The sequence below is a fragment of the Pseudomonas paraveronii genome, assembly GCF_963681955.1.
Lineage (GTDB): Bacteria > Pseudomonadota > Gammaproteobacteria > Pseudomonadales > Pseudomonadaceae > Aquipseudomonas > Aquipseudomonas paraveronii.
The window spans coordinates 2,019,807-2,035,164 of sequence record NZ_OY817130.1 but is presented as its reverse complement, the minus strand read 5'-3'; the positions used below and the strand labels follow the sequence as shown (position 1 = coordinate 2,035,164).

At 62.0% G+C, this 15,358-nt stretch carries 17 protein-coding genes; 4 read left to right on the top strand and 13 right to left on the bottom strand.

Annotation, left to right across the window (positions count from 1 at the left end; all coding sequences use genetic code 11):
- Window positions 1-88: 88 nt before the first annotated feature.
- Window positions 89-1,285, top strand: coding sequence for an MFS transporter (locus U5A08_RS09340; RefSeq protein ID WP_253394380.1), 1,197 nt, complete (start codon window positions 89-91; stop codon window positions 1,283-1,285).
- 30 nt (window positions 1,286-1,315) lie between these two features.
- On the opposite strand, the gene U5A08_RS09335 is transcribed toward U5A08_RS09340, so the two are convergent.
- Window positions 1,316-2,824, bottom strand: coding sequence for a M57 family metalloprotease (locus U5A08_RS09335; RefSeq protein ID WP_321851280.1), 1,509 nt, complete (start codon window positions 2,822-2,824; stop codon window positions 1,316-1,318).
- Between the two features lie 461 nt (window positions 2,825-3,285).
- Here U5A08_RS09335 and U5A08_RS09330 point away from each other — a divergent pair, with 461 nt between their 5' ends.
- Window positions 3,286-4,167: a LysR family transcriptional regulator gene (locus U5A08_RS09330; protein ID WP_253394376.1), complete on the top strand. Its 882-nt coding sequence runs from the start codon at window positions 3,286-3,288 to the stop codon at window positions 4,165-4,167.
- Here U5A08_RS09330 and phnN read toward each other — a convergent pair.
- The 12 genes from phnN to ccmA all read right to left on the bottom strand — a co-directional run bounded on the left by phnN (window position 4,156) and on the right by ccmA (window position 13,218).
- Window positions 4,156-4,719 carry a phosphonate metabolism protein/1,5-bisphosphokinase (PRPP-forming) PhnN gene (phnN, locus tag U5A08_RS09325; protein WP_253394374.1) on the bottom strand — a complete coding sequence of 188 codons (564 nt, stop codon included), beginning with the start codon at window positions 4,717-4,719 and terminating at the stop codon, window positions 4,156-4,158. The two genes, U5A08_RS09330 and phnN, sit on opposite strands and share 12 nt — an antisense overlap.
- Before the next feature lie 191 nt (window positions 4,720-4,910).
- On the bottom strand, window positions 4,911-5,486 hold the full coding sequence (locus tag U5A08_RS09320; RefSeq protein ID WP_321851279.1) for a LysE family translocator: 576 nt from the start codon (window positions 5,484-5,486) through the stop codon (window positions 4,911-4,913).
- A 377-nt stretch (window positions 5,487-5,863) separates the two neighbouring features.
- A complete protein-coding gene (locus U5A08_RS09315) occupies window positions 5,864-6,259 on the bottom strand; it encodes a hypothetical protein (protein WP_253394370.1) in 396 nt (131 codons plus the stop codon).
- Window positions 6,260-6,274: 15 nt separating this feature from the next.
- A complete protein-coding gene (ccmI, locus tag U5A08_RS09310; protein ID WP_321851277.1) occupies window positions 6,275-7,459 on the bottom strand; it encodes a c-type cytochrome biogenesis protein CcmI in 1,185 nt (394 codons plus the stop codon).
- Window positions 7,452-7,925, bottom strand: coding sequence for a cytochrome c-type biogenesis protein (locus tag U5A08_RS09305; RefSeq protein ID WP_321851276.1), 474 nt, complete (start codon window positions 7,923-7,925; stop codon window positions 7,452-7,454). The genes ccmI and U5A08_RS09305 overlap by 8 nt, the downstream gene beginning before the upstream one ends.
- Window positions 7,922-8,458, bottom strand: coding sequence for a DsbE family thiol:disulfide interchange protein (locus U5A08_RS09300; protein ID WP_276197205.1), 537 nt, complete (start codon window positions 8,456-8,458; stop codon window positions 7,922-7,924). Before U5A08_RS09300 ends, U5A08_RS09305 begins: the two co-directional genes overlap by 4 nt.
- Window positions 8,455-10,443, bottom strand: coding sequence for a heme lyase CcmF/NrfE family subunit (locus U5A08_RS09295; RefSeq protein WP_321851274.1), 1,989 nt, complete (start codon window positions 10,441-10,443; stop codon window positions 8,455-8,457). Before U5A08_RS09295 ends, U5A08_RS09300 begins: the two co-directional genes overlap by 4 nt.
- Before the next feature lie 3 nt (window positions 10,444-10,446).
- Window positions 10,447-10,902: a cytochrome c maturation protein CcmE gene (gene ccmE, locus U5A08_RS09290; RefSeq protein ID WP_027607026.1), complete on the bottom strand. Its 456-nt coding sequence runs from the start codon at window positions 10,900-10,902 to the stop codon at window positions 10,447-10,449.
- On the bottom strand, window positions 10,899-11,075 hold the full coding sequence (gene ccmD, locus U5A08_RS09285; RefSeq protein ID WP_253394359.1) for a heme exporter protein CcmD: 177 nt from the start codon (window positions 11,073-11,075) through the stop codon (window positions 10,899-10,901). Before ccmD ends, ccmE begins: the two co-directional genes overlap by 4 nt.
- A complete protein-coding gene (locus U5A08_RS09280; protein ID WP_253394358.1) occupies window positions 11,072-11,827 on the bottom strand; it encodes a heme ABC transporter permease in 756 nt (251 codons plus the stop codon). The genes ccmD and U5A08_RS09280 overlap by 4 nt, the downstream gene beginning before the upstream one ends.
- 90 nt (window positions 11,828-11,917) lie before the next feature.
- Window positions 11,918-12,586, bottom strand: a complete 669-nt coding sequence (gene ccmB / locus U5A08_RS09275) for a heme exporter protein CcmB (RefSeq protein WP_017849435.1) — start codon at window positions 12,584-12,586, stop codon at window positions 11,918-11,920.
- On the bottom strand, window positions 12,583-13,218 hold the full coding sequence (gene ccmA / locus U5A08_RS09270) for a cytochrome c biogenesis heme-transporting ATPase CcmA (RefSeq protein WP_253394355.1): 636 nt from the start codon (window positions 13,216-13,218) through the stop codon (window positions 12,583-12,585). Before ccmA ends, ccmB begins: the two co-directional genes overlap by 4 nt.
- Before the next feature lie 200 nt (window positions 13,219-13,418).
- On the opposite strand from ccmA, the gene fliK reads away from it, so the two are divergent.
- The gene (fliK, locus tag U5A08_RS09265) at window positions 13,419-15,002 is read left to right on the top strand and encodes a flagellar hook-length control protein FliK (RefSeq protein WP_321851269.1); all 1,584 of its coding nucleotides are present in this window, start codon (window positions 13,419-13,421) and stop codon (window positions 15,000-15,002) included.
- Complete coding sequence (locus U5A08_RS09260) at window positions 14,999-15,328, top strand: EscU/YscU/HrcU family type III secretion system export apparatus switch protein (protein WP_321851268.1); 330 nt, start codon at window positions 14,999-15,001, stop codon at window positions 15,326-15,328. Before fliK ends, U5A08_RS09260 begins: the two co-directional genes overlap by 4 nt.
- The last annotated feature ends 30 nt before the right edge of the window (window positions 15,329-15,358 follow it).

The following is a 15,358-nucleotide window of genomic DNA, read 5'->3' as shown; positions in this document are numbered from 1 at the left end:
TGAGTGATATCACCGCCAACAGCCTACTCGCCGCCGAGTCTTGTCTTTACTCTCGCTCGCCATCTTCCTTCGCTTTTATGAGAACACCATGAACGCTACTCCCCACGCTACGAGCACCATGACCCGCGGGATGGTGATGCTGTTTGCGTTTTGCTGCGGCGCCATCGTCGCCAACATTTACTACGCGCAGCCGATCATCGAACTGATCGCACCGGACATCGGCCTGACGCCTGCGATGGCCAGCCTGATCGTATCGCTGACACAAATCGGCTACGCCCTGGGCCTGTTCTTCCTGGTGCCCCTGGGTGACTTGCTGGAAAACCGCAAGCTGATGATCAGCACCACGGTGATCGCCATCGCCAGCCTGCTGGGTGCGGCGTTTACCGAGCAACCGAACCTGTTCCTGCTGGTCTCGTTGTTGATCGGTTTCAGTTCGGTGTCGGTGCAGATCCTGATCCCGCTGGCGGCGCACCTGGCACCTGCCGAGTCCCGTGGCCGCGTGGTCGGCAGCATCATGGGCGGCCTGTTGCTGGGTATCCTGCTGGCACGGCCGGTGTCCAGCGTGGTCGCCGACCACTTCGGCTGGCGTGCAATGTTCATGGCCGCCGCCGCGTTGATGGCCGTTATCAGCGTGGTCTTGCTGATGACCATCCCCAAGCGCCAGCCCGACCACAGCGCCAGCTATGGCCAATTGCTGCGCTCCCTCGGCACCCTGCTGCGTGAACAACCGCTGCTGCGCCAGCGCGCCTTTTATCAAGGTTGCATGTTTGCCACCTTCAGCCTGTTCTGGACCGCCGCGCCGCTGGAGCTGGTGCGCAATCATGGCCTGAGCCAGACCCAGATCGCCATCTTCGCCCTGGTCGGTGCCATCGGCGCCATCGCCGCGCCCATCGCCGGGCGTCTGGCCGACGCCGGCCACACCCACCGTGCGTCGCTGCTGGCCATGGTGTTTGCGGTGTTGAGCTTCCTGCCGGCCTTCATCCACCCGCTGTACAGCGTGATCGGCCTGGCAGTGACCGGCGTGGTCCTCGACTTCTGCGTGCAGATGAACATGGTCCTCGGCCAACGCGCCATCTACGCCCTCGATGCCAACAGCCGCAGCCGCCTGAACGCGCTGTACATGACCAGCATCTTCATCGGCGGTGCCTTCGGCTCGGCGATTGCCAGCAGCGTGTACGAACACGGCGGCTGGCTGGGCGTGATGCTGGTGGGCAGTGCGTTCCCGCTGGTGGCGTTGCTGCGCTTTCTCAGTGCTTCGCGCCACACCTCGGTGGTCACTGCCTGACGGCATGATGCGCCGGGATCGTAGGTGGGGTTACGACCGTGGCCTTCCACTGGACGATGGGGCGATAAGCTGCAGCAGCTGTAACACGAGCGCTGACAGTGTCTTGGCAAGCATTTCGATCAGTGCGGACGGCCCGTTTGGGGTTTCACCCGGCGGCGGGGTTGGGGTTGGCGTCGGTGTCAGTGTCGGCGTCGGCGTCGGCGATGGCGATGGCGATGGCACAGGCTGCGGTCCACCCCACCGTACATCGCTCGGTTTGATCTGCCCCTTGCTGTTGATCACCATGTCCGCGTTGCCCGTTCCCTTCAGATCAATGGCCAGGCTCGACCGTCCCGTACTGGCATCATGTTTTAGCACCGCTTCACCGGCACGGCCGCTGAACCGGTCGGTAAACACCAGGGCACGCATACCCGCCGCTTTTAACGCACCCGAGACGTCAATCTTATCGGTGCCGCTGGTGAAGTCCTCGATCAGGTCGGGGCTCTGCGCGGTAGAGTCGCTGGCGTTATCGTAGGCAAACGTATCCGCCCCGCCTCCGCCTCTCAACGTATCAGCACCGCCACCGCCCTTGAGCCGATTGGCCGCGTCATTGCCAATCAAAGCATCACGGCCGGCACCGCCGATCGCATTCTCAATAATGCACCCCTTGGCGATGGACACATTGCCCTTCAAGCCGCCCACGTCAGAGAACGACTCCGCATTCAGGTCGATCTTCTGATCCTGGGAGAACCCGGAAAAATCCAGCGTATCCACACCGCCGCCATCCCAAACGCAAAACACCGGTTTGTCCCTGGCGCTGGTAAGGCTCATCACTTCGCGCTCGGTATTGGAGTTGAAACCATAGACGGTGTCGGTCTTGCGGGTCTGGTGATTGGCCCCATACAGGCGTTGCGCTGCGGCGATATCGTCCATCATCGGTGCAGACGGATTGAGCGACTTGAAGTCATGGCCGGGTTGATGGCGTTCCGACCAGTAACTCATCACGGTGCGTGCCTTGGTGTCCTGCGCATAGGCCGCGCCGTTTTGGTAGTTGGCGCCGCCGCCGTTATAGTTTCCCGGATGTTGCAGGCCGATGGCGTGACCGATTTCATGAATAGCCGTGACCGAAAAGTGACTGCCCAGCGCAGGCGAACTCGCACTTCCCGCGGTGCCGATCGTGGCCGATGTACGGGTCGTGCCGCCATGAGGCATGTCGGCAACTCCCCGGTCGCCGCGAGGGTTGTTGCGGATACTGAGCGTTCCGTCCGTACCGTTTGACTGCTCGCGGAAATTGATATTGGCCACATCCTGCCAGGCTTGCACTGCCTGGCGCACGCGCTGTTTCTGCTGGGCGGTGAAACTTGCGTCGACCGTGTAGTGCAAGTCGATCTTCTGATCGCCGTTACGGTCGCGAAAACGATGATTTTCCCGGGTGATTTGTTTGGCTGCCTGGTCAGTTGTAAAGGACGGTTTCTGAGTGGCGCCCGCACCAAACGGGCCGGGGTCCGATATCGGTAAACCAGCACGGGAAGTAACAGAACGCAGATCAAATCCATTCATTGTGCGGCACTCGCTTTGTTAACGAATAAATAAAGAGACCGAATCAAATCGACCCGGAGATCAAGTATCGATAGACGCAAACTAGTTGAGCCAGGCTCATCGTCATCGCTGACAATCTCGCACAGTGAAAAACATCAGACCAACTCCATTTTAGTTTCAGCCGCAACATCCCCGCGCTACGTAACACCCAGTTAGATAACTAAGATTTCATTTGCAATTTAAATATTCAACCACACAAATACCTCGCGAATATCAGGTTGTTTTTACACTAAAAAAATATTATCTAAAGAAATACCCGCAGGTGAGTTACGCCAATCTTCCACTGACAAGGACATAACCATTCAACCTTCTTCAATATGATAAACGCCGTTTAGGAGCGGATGACAAGTCATGGTTATTCCCCGTAGGCTTGTGCGCCGTACTGCGTCGCGATGCGCTCAATCACAAGCAAGGGACACCCGATGGACCGCCTGACCGCCATGGAAACCTTCGTCCACGTTGTCGAAACCGGCTCGTTCTCCGCCGCCGCCAAACGCCTGGGCATCGGCCAGCCCGCCGTGTCGAAGAGCGTCGCGCAATTGGAAGCGCGCCTGGCGGTGCGGTTGGTGTTGCGTTCAACCCGAGGCCTGACGCCGACCGAAGCGGGCCTGGCGTATTTCGAAAAAGCCAAGCGCGCCATCGATGAAGCCAACGAGGCCGACGACGCTGCCCGCAGCGCGGGCGCCGGGCTGTCGGGCAACTTGCGCATCAGCGCCGCCGTGACCTTTGCCAGCCTGCATATCCTGCCGCACCTGGGGCCGTTTCTGGAGCAGTACCCTGGGATGAACATCGAAGTGGTGCTCGACGATCGCAGCCTAAACCTGGTGGAAGAAGGCATCGACGTCGCCCTGCGCATGGGCAACCTGAGCGATTCGGGGCTGACTGCACGCAAGATCGGGGCTTCGCCCTGCCATATCCTGGGCACCCCGGCCTACTTCGAACGCTTCGGCGAACCCGCTACGCCCGCCGATCTGCTGCAACACCCGGCGGTCATCTATACCCAGGGCGAAGGTGCGCGCTGGACGTTTACCCGAGACGCCCGCGAATACCCGATCGTCGCCCATGGTCGCTTGCACGTCACGGCGGCGGAAGGGGTACGCGCGGCCGTGCTGAACCACCTGGGCCTGACCCTGGCGTCGGCCTGGATGTTCGCGCCGGAACTGGCCAGTGGCGCGGTGAAGCCGGTGCTGACCGACTGGCATTTGCCGGCGCGGGACTTATGGGCCGTCTTTCCGACAGGCCGGATGGCGAGCGCCAAGGCGCGGGCGTTTGTGGAGTATGTGGAACGGTTGTTAAACCGCTGACGGGTCCAGGCAACGCAGCAAACACTCGACCGTATGCTCCAGCGGGCCGGAGTTATCCAGCACGAGCAACCCCGCCTCCATGCCGGCCAGCAACTGCGCCGTAAACCGCGCATTGCGCGCCAGGCGCGCGTCGATATCCGCCACCGACTCACGCCCCCGCGCCAGCAAGCGCTGGCGCAGTGCCGCCTGATCAACACTCAGCAACACCACCAGCAACGTCGGGTAACGCTCGCGGGCCTGCGCCAGGTGGGCACGAGAGCCGTTGACCAGCACATCCGCCCCCGCCGCCAGCCACGCATCGATCTCCTTGGGAATGCCATAGGACAACCCATTGGCCTGCCAACTCAGCGCAAACCCACCTTCGGCTTGCATCGCGACAAACTGCTCGGCGCTCACCCCCTGCGCCGCCTCGCCCAGCGCTTCCGCCGAGCGGGTAATCACCCGACGCACAATGCGGCAGCCACGCTCGGCCAAACGTGATCGTGCAGCGTCCAACAGGCTGTCCTTGCCCGAACCCGATGGCCCGATGAGATAGATCAACCTGCCCGCCATCAATACACCCTCTTCGCTTATCTGCAGATTTGTTACCTGGCCGGCTACGCATCACGGCGCCTGACCTGGACCAGCCCGGCGGCGGCCACAGTATCGGATTGCGATGCGCCACGCACCCGGTCAGGCGTGCCTGTCAGCAATTTCATGTTCGGTTGCAGGCAACTGCGCAGGGTTTCGCGGATGGCAGAGGATCAGCCTCCAGACAAAATGCGCGCACATTGCCAGGCCGCAAAGCCAATCAATAGCCCACCGCTGATGCGATTGATCAAACCGAGATCAGGATGATCGACCAGCGCAGTCCTGATAACGTTGCCGCCCAGCGCATATAACATCTGACCTGAAAATGAGCCCACCAGAAAACCTGCAAGGCTCAGGTACAGTCCCTGCCCGTCAAGCACCGTGCCGCTGGCAATCACATAGGAGGAGATCGCTACGATCGTGAGTGGGTTCGTTAGTGTCAGTAAAAAGACTGGGATAAATCCTGCGGTAGGTCTTAGTTGTGCCACAACTGCATGTTTTGCAAATGTGATGGCCCCCAGATAAAACAGGTAAGCAATTGCCACCCAGGTCAATAGACGGTTGTTGGCTAACCAAAATGCCTTAATTGTCTGCAAACCAGAAAATGCGACAGCCGCAAAAACCGCATCTGCAACGGCCGCACCTAGAGCCCCAGGTAACGCGCTGCGAAAGCCACCGGCGATGGATTGCCTCAGGATGATCAAGGCTATCGGTCCAAAACCTATGGAAAGCATTGTGGCGAATAGCATGGAACTCAAAAATCCCTGCATCTAACTCAGAACCTTTCTTGATAAGGTGTCGCTGATGTCATTAACGGCTGACGTTTTAAACCAGCAACCACTCTCCGGGCGGTGGTTGGCTCTAGCGATACTGATACTACCGGTCTTGCTGGTGACCGTGGATGATGGCCTGGGCAACCTTCAGTTTGGCAGTGCTGGCAATCCTCGTCGCTAAATGCACGTTGAAGACACCTAATGCCACGCACGCCTAGCGCTGACTTCGGAAATCACTTTTATCTGACAGGCCGCTATCTCGGGCAAGTCCGGCCCCGGCATTGGCTCTCCAGTGTTTGAACGACCACCCTACGAAGCCTACGAAAAAAAGGCGACCCAAAGGTCGCCTTTTGTCACTGCGCGTAGTGCTTGCTCAACCCCGGCGGCACGCCCTGCACGTCGGTCTCTTCCCACGGCCCGTCCGGGCTGATGGAGCGGCTCCAGCCGTTGCTCCAGCGGTAGTAAGTGCGCTGGCGGTAGAAGGTGTCGGGCTGGTCTTCCAGCACGTACACCTGCATCTTGCCGTCCCAGTGGCTGGCCGCGCCCGGTGGTGGGGCGAAGGTTGGCGACTTGCTCGGTGGCGCTTTCGCTGGGGCGGTGACCGGGCTGGAAGGTCTGGTGCCGGGTTGGGTCGACGGGCCCGACGGTGGGATGGTCGGGCCGGTGGGCGCGGGAGGTGGGCGGTGGACCGCACAAGCGCTCAAGCCCAATACCAGGCTGAGCAGGGTGATGCGTGCAAGGGCGGTCATAGGCGTTTCCTCGAATTACTTGTCCGGACTGTCGATGGTCAGCTGCTGCAGCGCAGTGGTGGTGCTGGTCAAGGGTTGGCTGCGGCCGATCCACTCGCCACTGGTCGGTTTACCGGCCCGGGATATGCGCGCAACCAGTTGGACTTCGGGGAAGTTGGACAGTTTCAACTGCGGCATCATTGCGTCGGCATCGCCCAGTTCGACGGTGACGGGCAGGTCGGCGACGGTCACGCGCTTGGCCGCGAGCGGTGCCGGCGGGCCGGAGACGGCGCGGGCGAAGATGAACACGCTGTCACCGGGCAGGGCCTTGGCCTTGATGTCGGCGGACAAGTCCACACGCACTTTCATCACGGCCTTTTGGGCGACGGTGCCACCGTTCGCTTTCAGCCTTTCTGCCGCGCGATCGATCCCGCCTTGCAGGGCGACGCGGGAATTGTCTTGCGGTGGCAATTGCGCCAGCAGGCGGCTCCAGTAATCGATCGCCTCTTGGTAGCGCTGGCCTTCAAAGGCCACGATGCCGAGCAGGCCGAGGCTGGTGACTTCTCTCGGGTCGAGCTTGAGGGCTTCGTCGGTCAGGGCCTGAACCTTGGGCGACCATTGCTTGTTGTCGGCAAAGTACTGGGCCTGAGCCCACTGCCCCAACAGCTCCGGCTGGCGCCCGGCCAGGGCCACGGTGCGTTCGAAGACCTTGGCGGCATCGGCGGAACGGTCCTGGGCCATGTACGCACGGCCGAGGAAGTACAAGCCTTCCGCGGAATCCGGTTGAGCCGCCGCGGCGCGTTCCAGGCGGTGGGTCATGTCTTCCATGGACACCGGCGGCTGGGAGAATTCGCGGGTCAGTTCGACCTTGTCGCTGGCGCCGAAGTGCATGTACAAGCCAAGGCCCAGCACCGGCACTAAAACCGCAGCGAGCAACGGCAGCGGCTTGCCCAAACGCGATTCGCGAGGCTTTTCTGCGCCTTCGGTGTCAGCCAGCAATTCGCGCGCGGCTTCGGCACGGCCGGTGTCGAGTTGCGCGGCGTTGAGTACGCCTTCGTCCTGCTGGGTTTGCAGTTCGGCCACGCGTTCTTGATAGAGCGCCACGTTCAGCGCGGTGCGATCCTCTTCACGCTGGGCACGACGGCCACGCAATACAGGGATCAACAGGAAACTCAGGGCAATCAGAAGCAGCAAGCCGGCTGCGAGCCAGAAATCAATCATCAGTCTTGGTGTCCAGCAATTGGTCGAGGCGTTGGCGCTCTTCGGGGGATAGCGCGTCGGAACCATCGGTAGGGGCGGCGCGGCGACGGCGGACGATCACCACCATCACCACAACGCCGGCCAGCAGCAGCCCGGCGGGGCCGAACCAGAGCAGCGCGGTCTTGCCGGTGAGCGCCGGTTTGTAGCGAACGAAATCGCCATAGCGGTCGACCATGAAGTCGATGATCTGCTGGTTGTCCTTGCCCTCCCCCAACATGCGGAAGATCTCTTTACGCAGGTCGGCGGCGATGGGGGCGTTGGAGTCGGCGATGTCCTGGTTCTGGCACTTGGGGCAGCGCAGTTCCTTGGTCAGGTCACGGAAACGCTCGCGCTCGGCGTCGTTGGCGAATTCGTAGGTGTCGATGGCGGCGTGGGCCACGCCCACCAGGCCCAAGGCCAATACGGCAGCAGCTAACCAGCGCTTCATGGCTTGGCCTCGTCGACCAGGGCCTGGTACTTGGCGGCCAGTTGTTCGCGCCAGACCACTTCATCGATGACGCCGACATACTTGTCGCGGATCACGCCCTTGGCGTCGATAAAGAAGGTTTCCGGAGCGCCGTAGACGCCAAGGTTCAAACCGAGGTTGCCGTCTTCATCGCGGATATCCAGTTGGTACGGGTTGTGGAATTCCGCCAGCCATTTCAAGGCCGCCGCATTGTCGTCCTTGTAGTTGATGCCGTAGATCACCACGCCCTTCTCCGCCAGTTTGTTCAGCACCGGGTGCTCGACTCGGCAGGAGATGCACCAGGTGCCCCACACGTTGACCAGCGCCGGTTTGCCCAGCAGGTCAGCCTGGGTCAGGGTTTTGTCGCCCTGCACCGTCGGCAGATTGAAGGCGGGGAACGGCTTGCCAATCATGGCCGAGGGCAACTCGGCCGGGTCCAGGTACAACCCGCGATACAGGAACACCGCCATCAGCAGAAACAACCCCAGCGGCACGACCATCAACCAACGCTTCATACCGCCGCTCCTTGCAGACCGAGAGCTTCGCGCACCCGGCTCTTGACCTTGACCCGATAGCGCCGGTCCAGCGCCGCGAGCACACCACCAAAAGCGGTGATCAAACCGCCGAACCAGATCCAGCGCACGAACGGTTTGACATGCACGCGCACCGCCCAGGCGCCCTCACCCAGCGGTTCACCCAGGGCGACGTAAAGGTCACGGGTGAAACCAGCGTCGATCCCGGCTTCGGTCATCATCGAACTCTGCACGGTATACAGGCGTTTTTCCGGGTGCAGCACGGCGATTTCCTTACCGTTGCGTACCACGCGCACGGTGCCTTTGTCGGACGTGAAGTTCGGCCCTTCGAAGTGCTTGGCGCCTTCGAAGATGAAGTGGTAACCGGCCAGGTCCATGGACTCGCCGGGGGCCATGCGCAGGTCACGCTCGGCGCTGTTTTGGCTGGAGAGCACCACGCCGAGGGCACACACGGCGATGCCGATATGCGCGACCTGCATGCCCCAGTAGCTGCGGGTCAGGGTGGGCAGGCCCTTGATCAGGCCTTTGTGGCGGGTCTTGTCGACAATGTCGCGCATACCGGCCAGCAACACCCAGGCGGCGAGCATGAACGTGGCGAGGACCGCCCAGTTGAAATCGCCATAGGCGATACCGGCGATCACGGCCAAGGCCGCGCTGCCCAGCAGCACCGGGGTCAGCATGCCCACCAGCCATTTCACCGGGGTGTCTTTCCAGCGCACCAGCACGCCGATGGCCATGACCACCATCAACAAGCCCATCAACGGGATGAACAAGGCGTTGAAATACGGCGGGCCGACCGACAGCTTGGCGCCGGTCAGCGCATCCAGCACCAGCGGGTACAGGGTGCCGAGCAGGATCATCGACGCGGCCACCACCAACACCAGGTTATTGCCCAGCAGCAGGGTTTCCCGCGACCACAGGTTGAAGCCGACCTGGCTCTTGACCACCGGCGCGCGCAGGGCGAACAGGGTCAGGGAACCGCCGACCACACACAGCAGGAAGATCAGGATGAACACGCCGCGCGCAGGGTCGGACGCAAACGCATGCACCGAAGTCAGAACGCCCGAACGCACGAGGAAAGTGCCGAGCAGGCTGAGGGAAAACGCCGCAATGGCCAGCAACACGGTCCAGCTCTTGAACACGCCGCGTTTTTCGGTGACGGCCAGCGAGTGAATCAGCGCGGTGCCCACCAGCCAAGGCATGAAGGACGCGTTTTCCACCGGGTCCCAGAACCACCAGCCGCCCCAGCCAAGTTCGTAATAAGCCCACCACGAACCCAGGGTGATACCGATGCCGAGAAAGGCCCAGGCGACGATGGTCCACGGCCGCGACCAGCGCGCCCAGGCCGCATCGAGACGCCCGCCGAGCAAGGCGGCGATGGCGAAGGCGAAGGCCACGGAGAAGCCGACATAGCCCATGTAGAGCATCGGCGGGTGGACGATCAGGCCGATGTCCTGCAGCAGCGGGTTGAGATCACGCCCGTCCACCGGGACCTGCGGCAGGATGCGGCTGAACGGGTTGGAAGTCATGATCAGGAACAGCAGGAAGCCGATGCTGATCATGCCCATCACCGCCAGCACCCTCGCCAGCATGACTTGCGGCAGTTGCCGGGAGAAGATCGACACGGCGAAGGTCCAACCGCCGAGGATCAGGGCCCACAACAGCAGCGAACCTTCGTGGGCGCCCCACACGGCGCTGAATTTGTAATACCAGGGCAAGGCGCTGTTGGAGTTGCTGGCCACATAGGCGACGGAAAAGTCGTCGGTCATAAAGGCGTAGGTCAGGCAGCAGAACGCGAACACCAGAAAGGCAAACTGGCCCCAGGCGGCGGGCTGCGCCAGGCTCATCCACAGACGGTCGCCACGCCACGCGCCGAGCAACGGCACCACCGCCTGGACGATGGCGAAGCACAGGGCGAGGATCATCGCCAAGTGGCCCAGCTCCGGAATATACAATGCGGACGTCATCACTTAGCCCTCCTTGGCTGGAGTTGGGGCGGATTGGCCGCTGTCTTTCAACGCTTTGGTAACTTCCGGCGGCATGTATTTCTCATCGTGCTTGGCCAGTACTTCATCGGCCACTACCACACCGTCGGCATTCAGTTTGCCCAGGGCGACGATGCCCTGGCCTTCACGAAACAGGTCCGGGAGGATGCCGCGATATGTAATGGTCACGGCCTTATTGAAGTCGGTGACCACGAAGGTGACGTCCAGGGAGTCGCCGGAACGCTTCAAGGAGCCCTTCTCCACCATGCCGCCGGCGCGGATGCGCGTGTCCAGCGGGGCTTCGCCATTGGCGATCTGGGTCGGGGTGTAGAACAGGTTGATGTTCTCCCGCAGGGCACTCATCGCCAGGCCCACGGCAATACTTACGCCGGCCAGAATGGCAAGGATGATCAACAGACGCTTTCTACGCAGCGGATTCACTTATCGGTCTCCCGGCGCAGACGACGCGCCTCTTGTTGCAGGTAACGCTTGCGGGCCAGGATCGGCACGGCGACGTTGAGAGCCAGTACTGCCAGGCAGATGCCATAGGCCGTCCAGACATACAGGCCATGGTGGCCCATGGCGAGAAAATCACTGAAAGAAGCAAAACTCATCCACGCGCTCCCAGGCTGGTTTGCACTTCGGCCTTGACCCAACTGGCGCGGGCTTCACGCTTGAGCACTTCGAGGCGCATGCGCATCAGCAGCACAGCGCCGAAGAAGCAGTAGAACCCCAGTACCATCAGCAACAGCGGCGCCCACATTTCCACGGGCATGGCCGGCTTTTCGGTCAGGGTGAAGGTGGCGCCCTGGTGCAGGGTGTTCCACCACTCCACCGAGTATTTGATGATCGGGATGTTGATCACGCCGACAATCGCCAGCACCGCACAGGCCTTGGCGGCGCTGTCACGATTGCTGATCGCATTGCCAAGGGCAATAAGACCGAAGTACAGAAACAGCAGGATCAGCATGGCCGTTAGTCGCGCATCCCACACCCACCACGAACCCCAGGTGGGTTTGCCCCAGATCGCGCCGGTGACCAGCGCCACGGCGGTCATCCACGCACCGATGGGCGCAGCGCATTGCAGGGCGACGTCCGCGAGTTTCATCTTCCACACCAGGCCGACGATGCCGCACACCGCCAGCATCACGTAGCAGGACTGGGCGAGCATCGCGGCAGGCACATGGATATAGATGATGCGAAAGCTGTTGCCCTGCTGGTAATCCGGCGGTGCGAAGGCCAGGCCCCAGACCAGGCCGAGGCCGATAAGCAATACGGCGGCGACGCTCAACCACGGCAGCAGCTTGCCGCTGATGCCGTAAAACCATTTGGGCGAGCCGAGCTTGTGAAACCAGGTCCAGTTCATTGCTGTTTCCATCACGGTTGCGTCTTGTGGTTGCAAGAAGCGTAGGGCCTTTCTTATGTTGAAGAACGGGTTACACGTAACCCAACTTCATTATTCGCCGACGCTGATCTTCAGGCCGGCCGCTATGGCAAAGGGTGTCAGGGTTACCGCCAGGGCGGTCAGGCTGCCAAGCCACAAGAGGTAACCGGTCGCCGGCATGCCCATGAGCGCGGCTTGCAAAGCGCCGCTGCCCAGGATCAACACCGGGATATACAAAGGCAGAATCAACAGGGCCAGCAGCAGGCCGCCGCGTTTCAAACCCACCGTCAGCGCCGCGCCCACCGCGCCCAACAAGCTGAGCGCCGGCGTGCCGAGCAACAAGGACATGAGCAATACCGGCAGGCATTCGCTGGGCAACCCTAGCATCATTGCCAGCAACGGCGAGAGCAACACCAGCGCCAGGCCGGAAAACGCCCAGTGTGCCAGTACCTTGGCCAATACCAGAAGCGGCAGGGGGTGCGACGAAAGGACCCACTGTTCCAGGGAGCCATCCTCGAAATCACTGCGAAACAGCCCGTCCAGCGAGAGCAGCACGGACAAAAGGGCCGCCACCCACACCAGTCCCGGAGACAAGGTTTGCAACAGTTTAGTCTCGGGGCCGACCGCCAGCGGGAACAACGCGATGACAATCGCGAAGAACACCAGCGGATTGGCCAGCTCGGCCGGACGCCGGCACAACAGCCGCGCCTCGCGGGCCACCAACAGGGCGAACACACTCATACCGACCACCGCCCCAGGTCCAGGTCGCGGTAACCGGCGGGCAGGCGCGTCAGGCTGTGGTGCGTCGTCAGCACGACAAGGCCACCCTGCTCGCAATGCCGGGCCAGATGTTCTTCCAACTGGGCGACGCCTTGTTTGTCGAGGGCGGTGAAGGGTTCGTCGAGAATCCACAGCGGCGGGCCGGGCAGATACAGGCGCGCCAGGGCCACGCGGCGCTGCTGGCCGGCGGACAGGGTGTGACAGGGCACGTCTTCGAAGCCCTTGAGACCGACGGCGGCCAGTGCCTGCCAGATCGCCTCGCGGCTGGCCGGATGATGCAGGGCGCTGAGCCAACTGAGGTTTTCTTCGGCGCTGAGCACGTCTTTGATCCCGGCGGCGTGGCCGATCCAGGTGAGATTGCGGGCCAGCTCGGTGCGTTGTTCGTTCAACGGTTTGCCGTTGAGCCGCACTTCGCCCGCCGTAGGCTGCATCAACCCGGCCAGCAAACGCAGCAGGCTGGTCTTGCCGCTGCCGTTGGGGCCACTGATCTGCACCATGTCGCCGCCCGCCAGGCGCAGGTCCAGGTGCTCGAACAGCAGGCGCAGGTCACGTTCACAGGCAAGCGCTACGGCTTCAAGAAGAGGGCTGGTCAAAAGATCGCGGGCCTTTACGGTTCAAGTCGGCGGTGCGGCGGCCGTTATAGAAAGGAGCACAATAACGACTTTGGCGACCGATTTTAGAGAGCTGGATCAAATAGTTGTGAGGTTTTTACCGCTCTCATGGCAGACGGGCCGCATTATACATGCGATGCCCTACGCTAAAGAGGGCTATTTCCCCTGAGACGACACGCACGATGACCGGCGAGATCAACCTTCCTACGCTTCCTCCTGCCCCGACAGCCGGGCCGGCCCCTGCGCCAGCGCCGGCAAGCGGTGAGTTGCTGAAACTGCTGGAGCCGCAGATCGGCTTGATCGACCCGGGAAAAACCGCGAACGCCGAAGTCATCGCACTTAAACAAGGCGGTGAAGCCTTTCAGTTGCTACTAAAATTGACCCTCGACGGTGGCCGCCAGACGCTGGTCCAGGCCAGCAGCCCGCAACCCTTGCCGCTGGGCAGCAATGTGGCGGTGAGCCAGACGCCTGCCGGCAACCTGACCCTCAGCCTGCAGCAAGCCTTGAGTGCCAACGTCGCCGCCCTCACCCGCATCGACACCACGCAAATGCCGGCAGGCACCTTGCTGCAAGCCAAAGTCCTGACCAGCCAAATCCTGCCCCAAGGCACCACGCAACTGACGATCTACCGCTCGTTGGTGACAGTGCTCAACAACGCCCTGGCCGGTACGACCCTGACCGTGGAGAGCCCGCAACCCCTGCGTATCGGCAGCCTGCTCAGCGCCGTGGTGCAGGATGCGCAGACCCTGAACTTCGTGCCTTTGAGCGGGCTCAAGGATCAACTGGCCGTGACCCAGCAACTCGCCACCCAGCAAAGTCGCCAGGGCTCGCTGGATGCGGTGTTCACCGCGTTGCAAACACTGCCCCGGGACGACAGCACTTCCGTCGAGCTGCGCGCGGCCGCCGACCGTTTGCTCGCCGCGTTGCCCGACCTCGCACAAGTCAGCAATCCCAAGGTGCTGGCTCAAGTGATCCAGAACAGCGGCGCGTTTCTTGAAGCCAAGTTACTGGCCGGGCAAAACCCGCAAATCCCACCACTGGATATGAAAGGTGCCCTGCTGCGCCTGGTCGCCGATCTGCTGCCCGCCCTGCCCGCCAGCACCAACCTCAATGCCATACTCGCCGCCAACACCCTGGCCCAGATGCTGCCCAACTTCGTGCGCAGCCCGCTGAACACCCTCGGGCAAGTCAGCGCCCGCCAGGCACCAGCCGGTTTTCCATTGCCGGCGCGGCTGATGCAACGCCTGGAGGGCGAAGGCGACCTGGAAAACCTGCTGCGCCTGGCCGCCGGTGCCATCTCGCGACTACAGAGCCATCAACTGTCGAGCCTGGAACAGACCGGCACCACTGCCGATGGCCGCCTGCAAACCACCTGGCAGTTGGAAATCCCCATGCGTACCCTGCAGGACATCGTGCCGCTGCAGGTCAAGTTCCAGCGCGAAGACCCCGCGCCGGACAAGGACCAGCCCGAACGCAAAGACAAAAAAGACCCCAAGCAGATGCTCTGGCGCGTGGAACTGGCCTTCGACATGGAGCCGCTGGGCCCGTTACAGGTCCAGGCGCAATTGTCGCAGGGCAAACTGTCGAGCCAGTTGTGGGCGACCCGACCGTTCACCGCCAGCTTGATCGAAAGTCACTTGGGCAGTTTGCGCGAGCGCCTGGTGACGTCGGGCATCAATGTCGGCGACCTCGACTGCCACCTCGGCACCCCGCCACGCGGGCCGAAAACCGGATTGGAGCAACGCTGGGTGGACGAAACCGCATGAACAACGCCAACCCGCCGCGCCAGGCCATCGCCCTCAAGTATGACGGCCAACAAGCGCCGACCCTGACCGCCAAGGGCGACGATGCCCTGGCCGAAGCGATCCTCAAGCTGGCGCGGGAAAATGAAGTGCCCATCTATGAAAACGCCGAGTTGGTGAAGCTGCTCGCGCGCATGGAGTTGGGCGACAGTATCCCGGAAGAGTTGTACCGCACGATCGCCGAGATCATCGCGTTTGCCTGGACGTTGAAGGGCAAGTTTCCGGTGGGGTACGACCCGGACGCCGCGCCGGTCGAGCGCGATATCACCGAGCGTGGCGACGACTACTGAGTAGCCCCAGACAGACACCAATCCAAATGT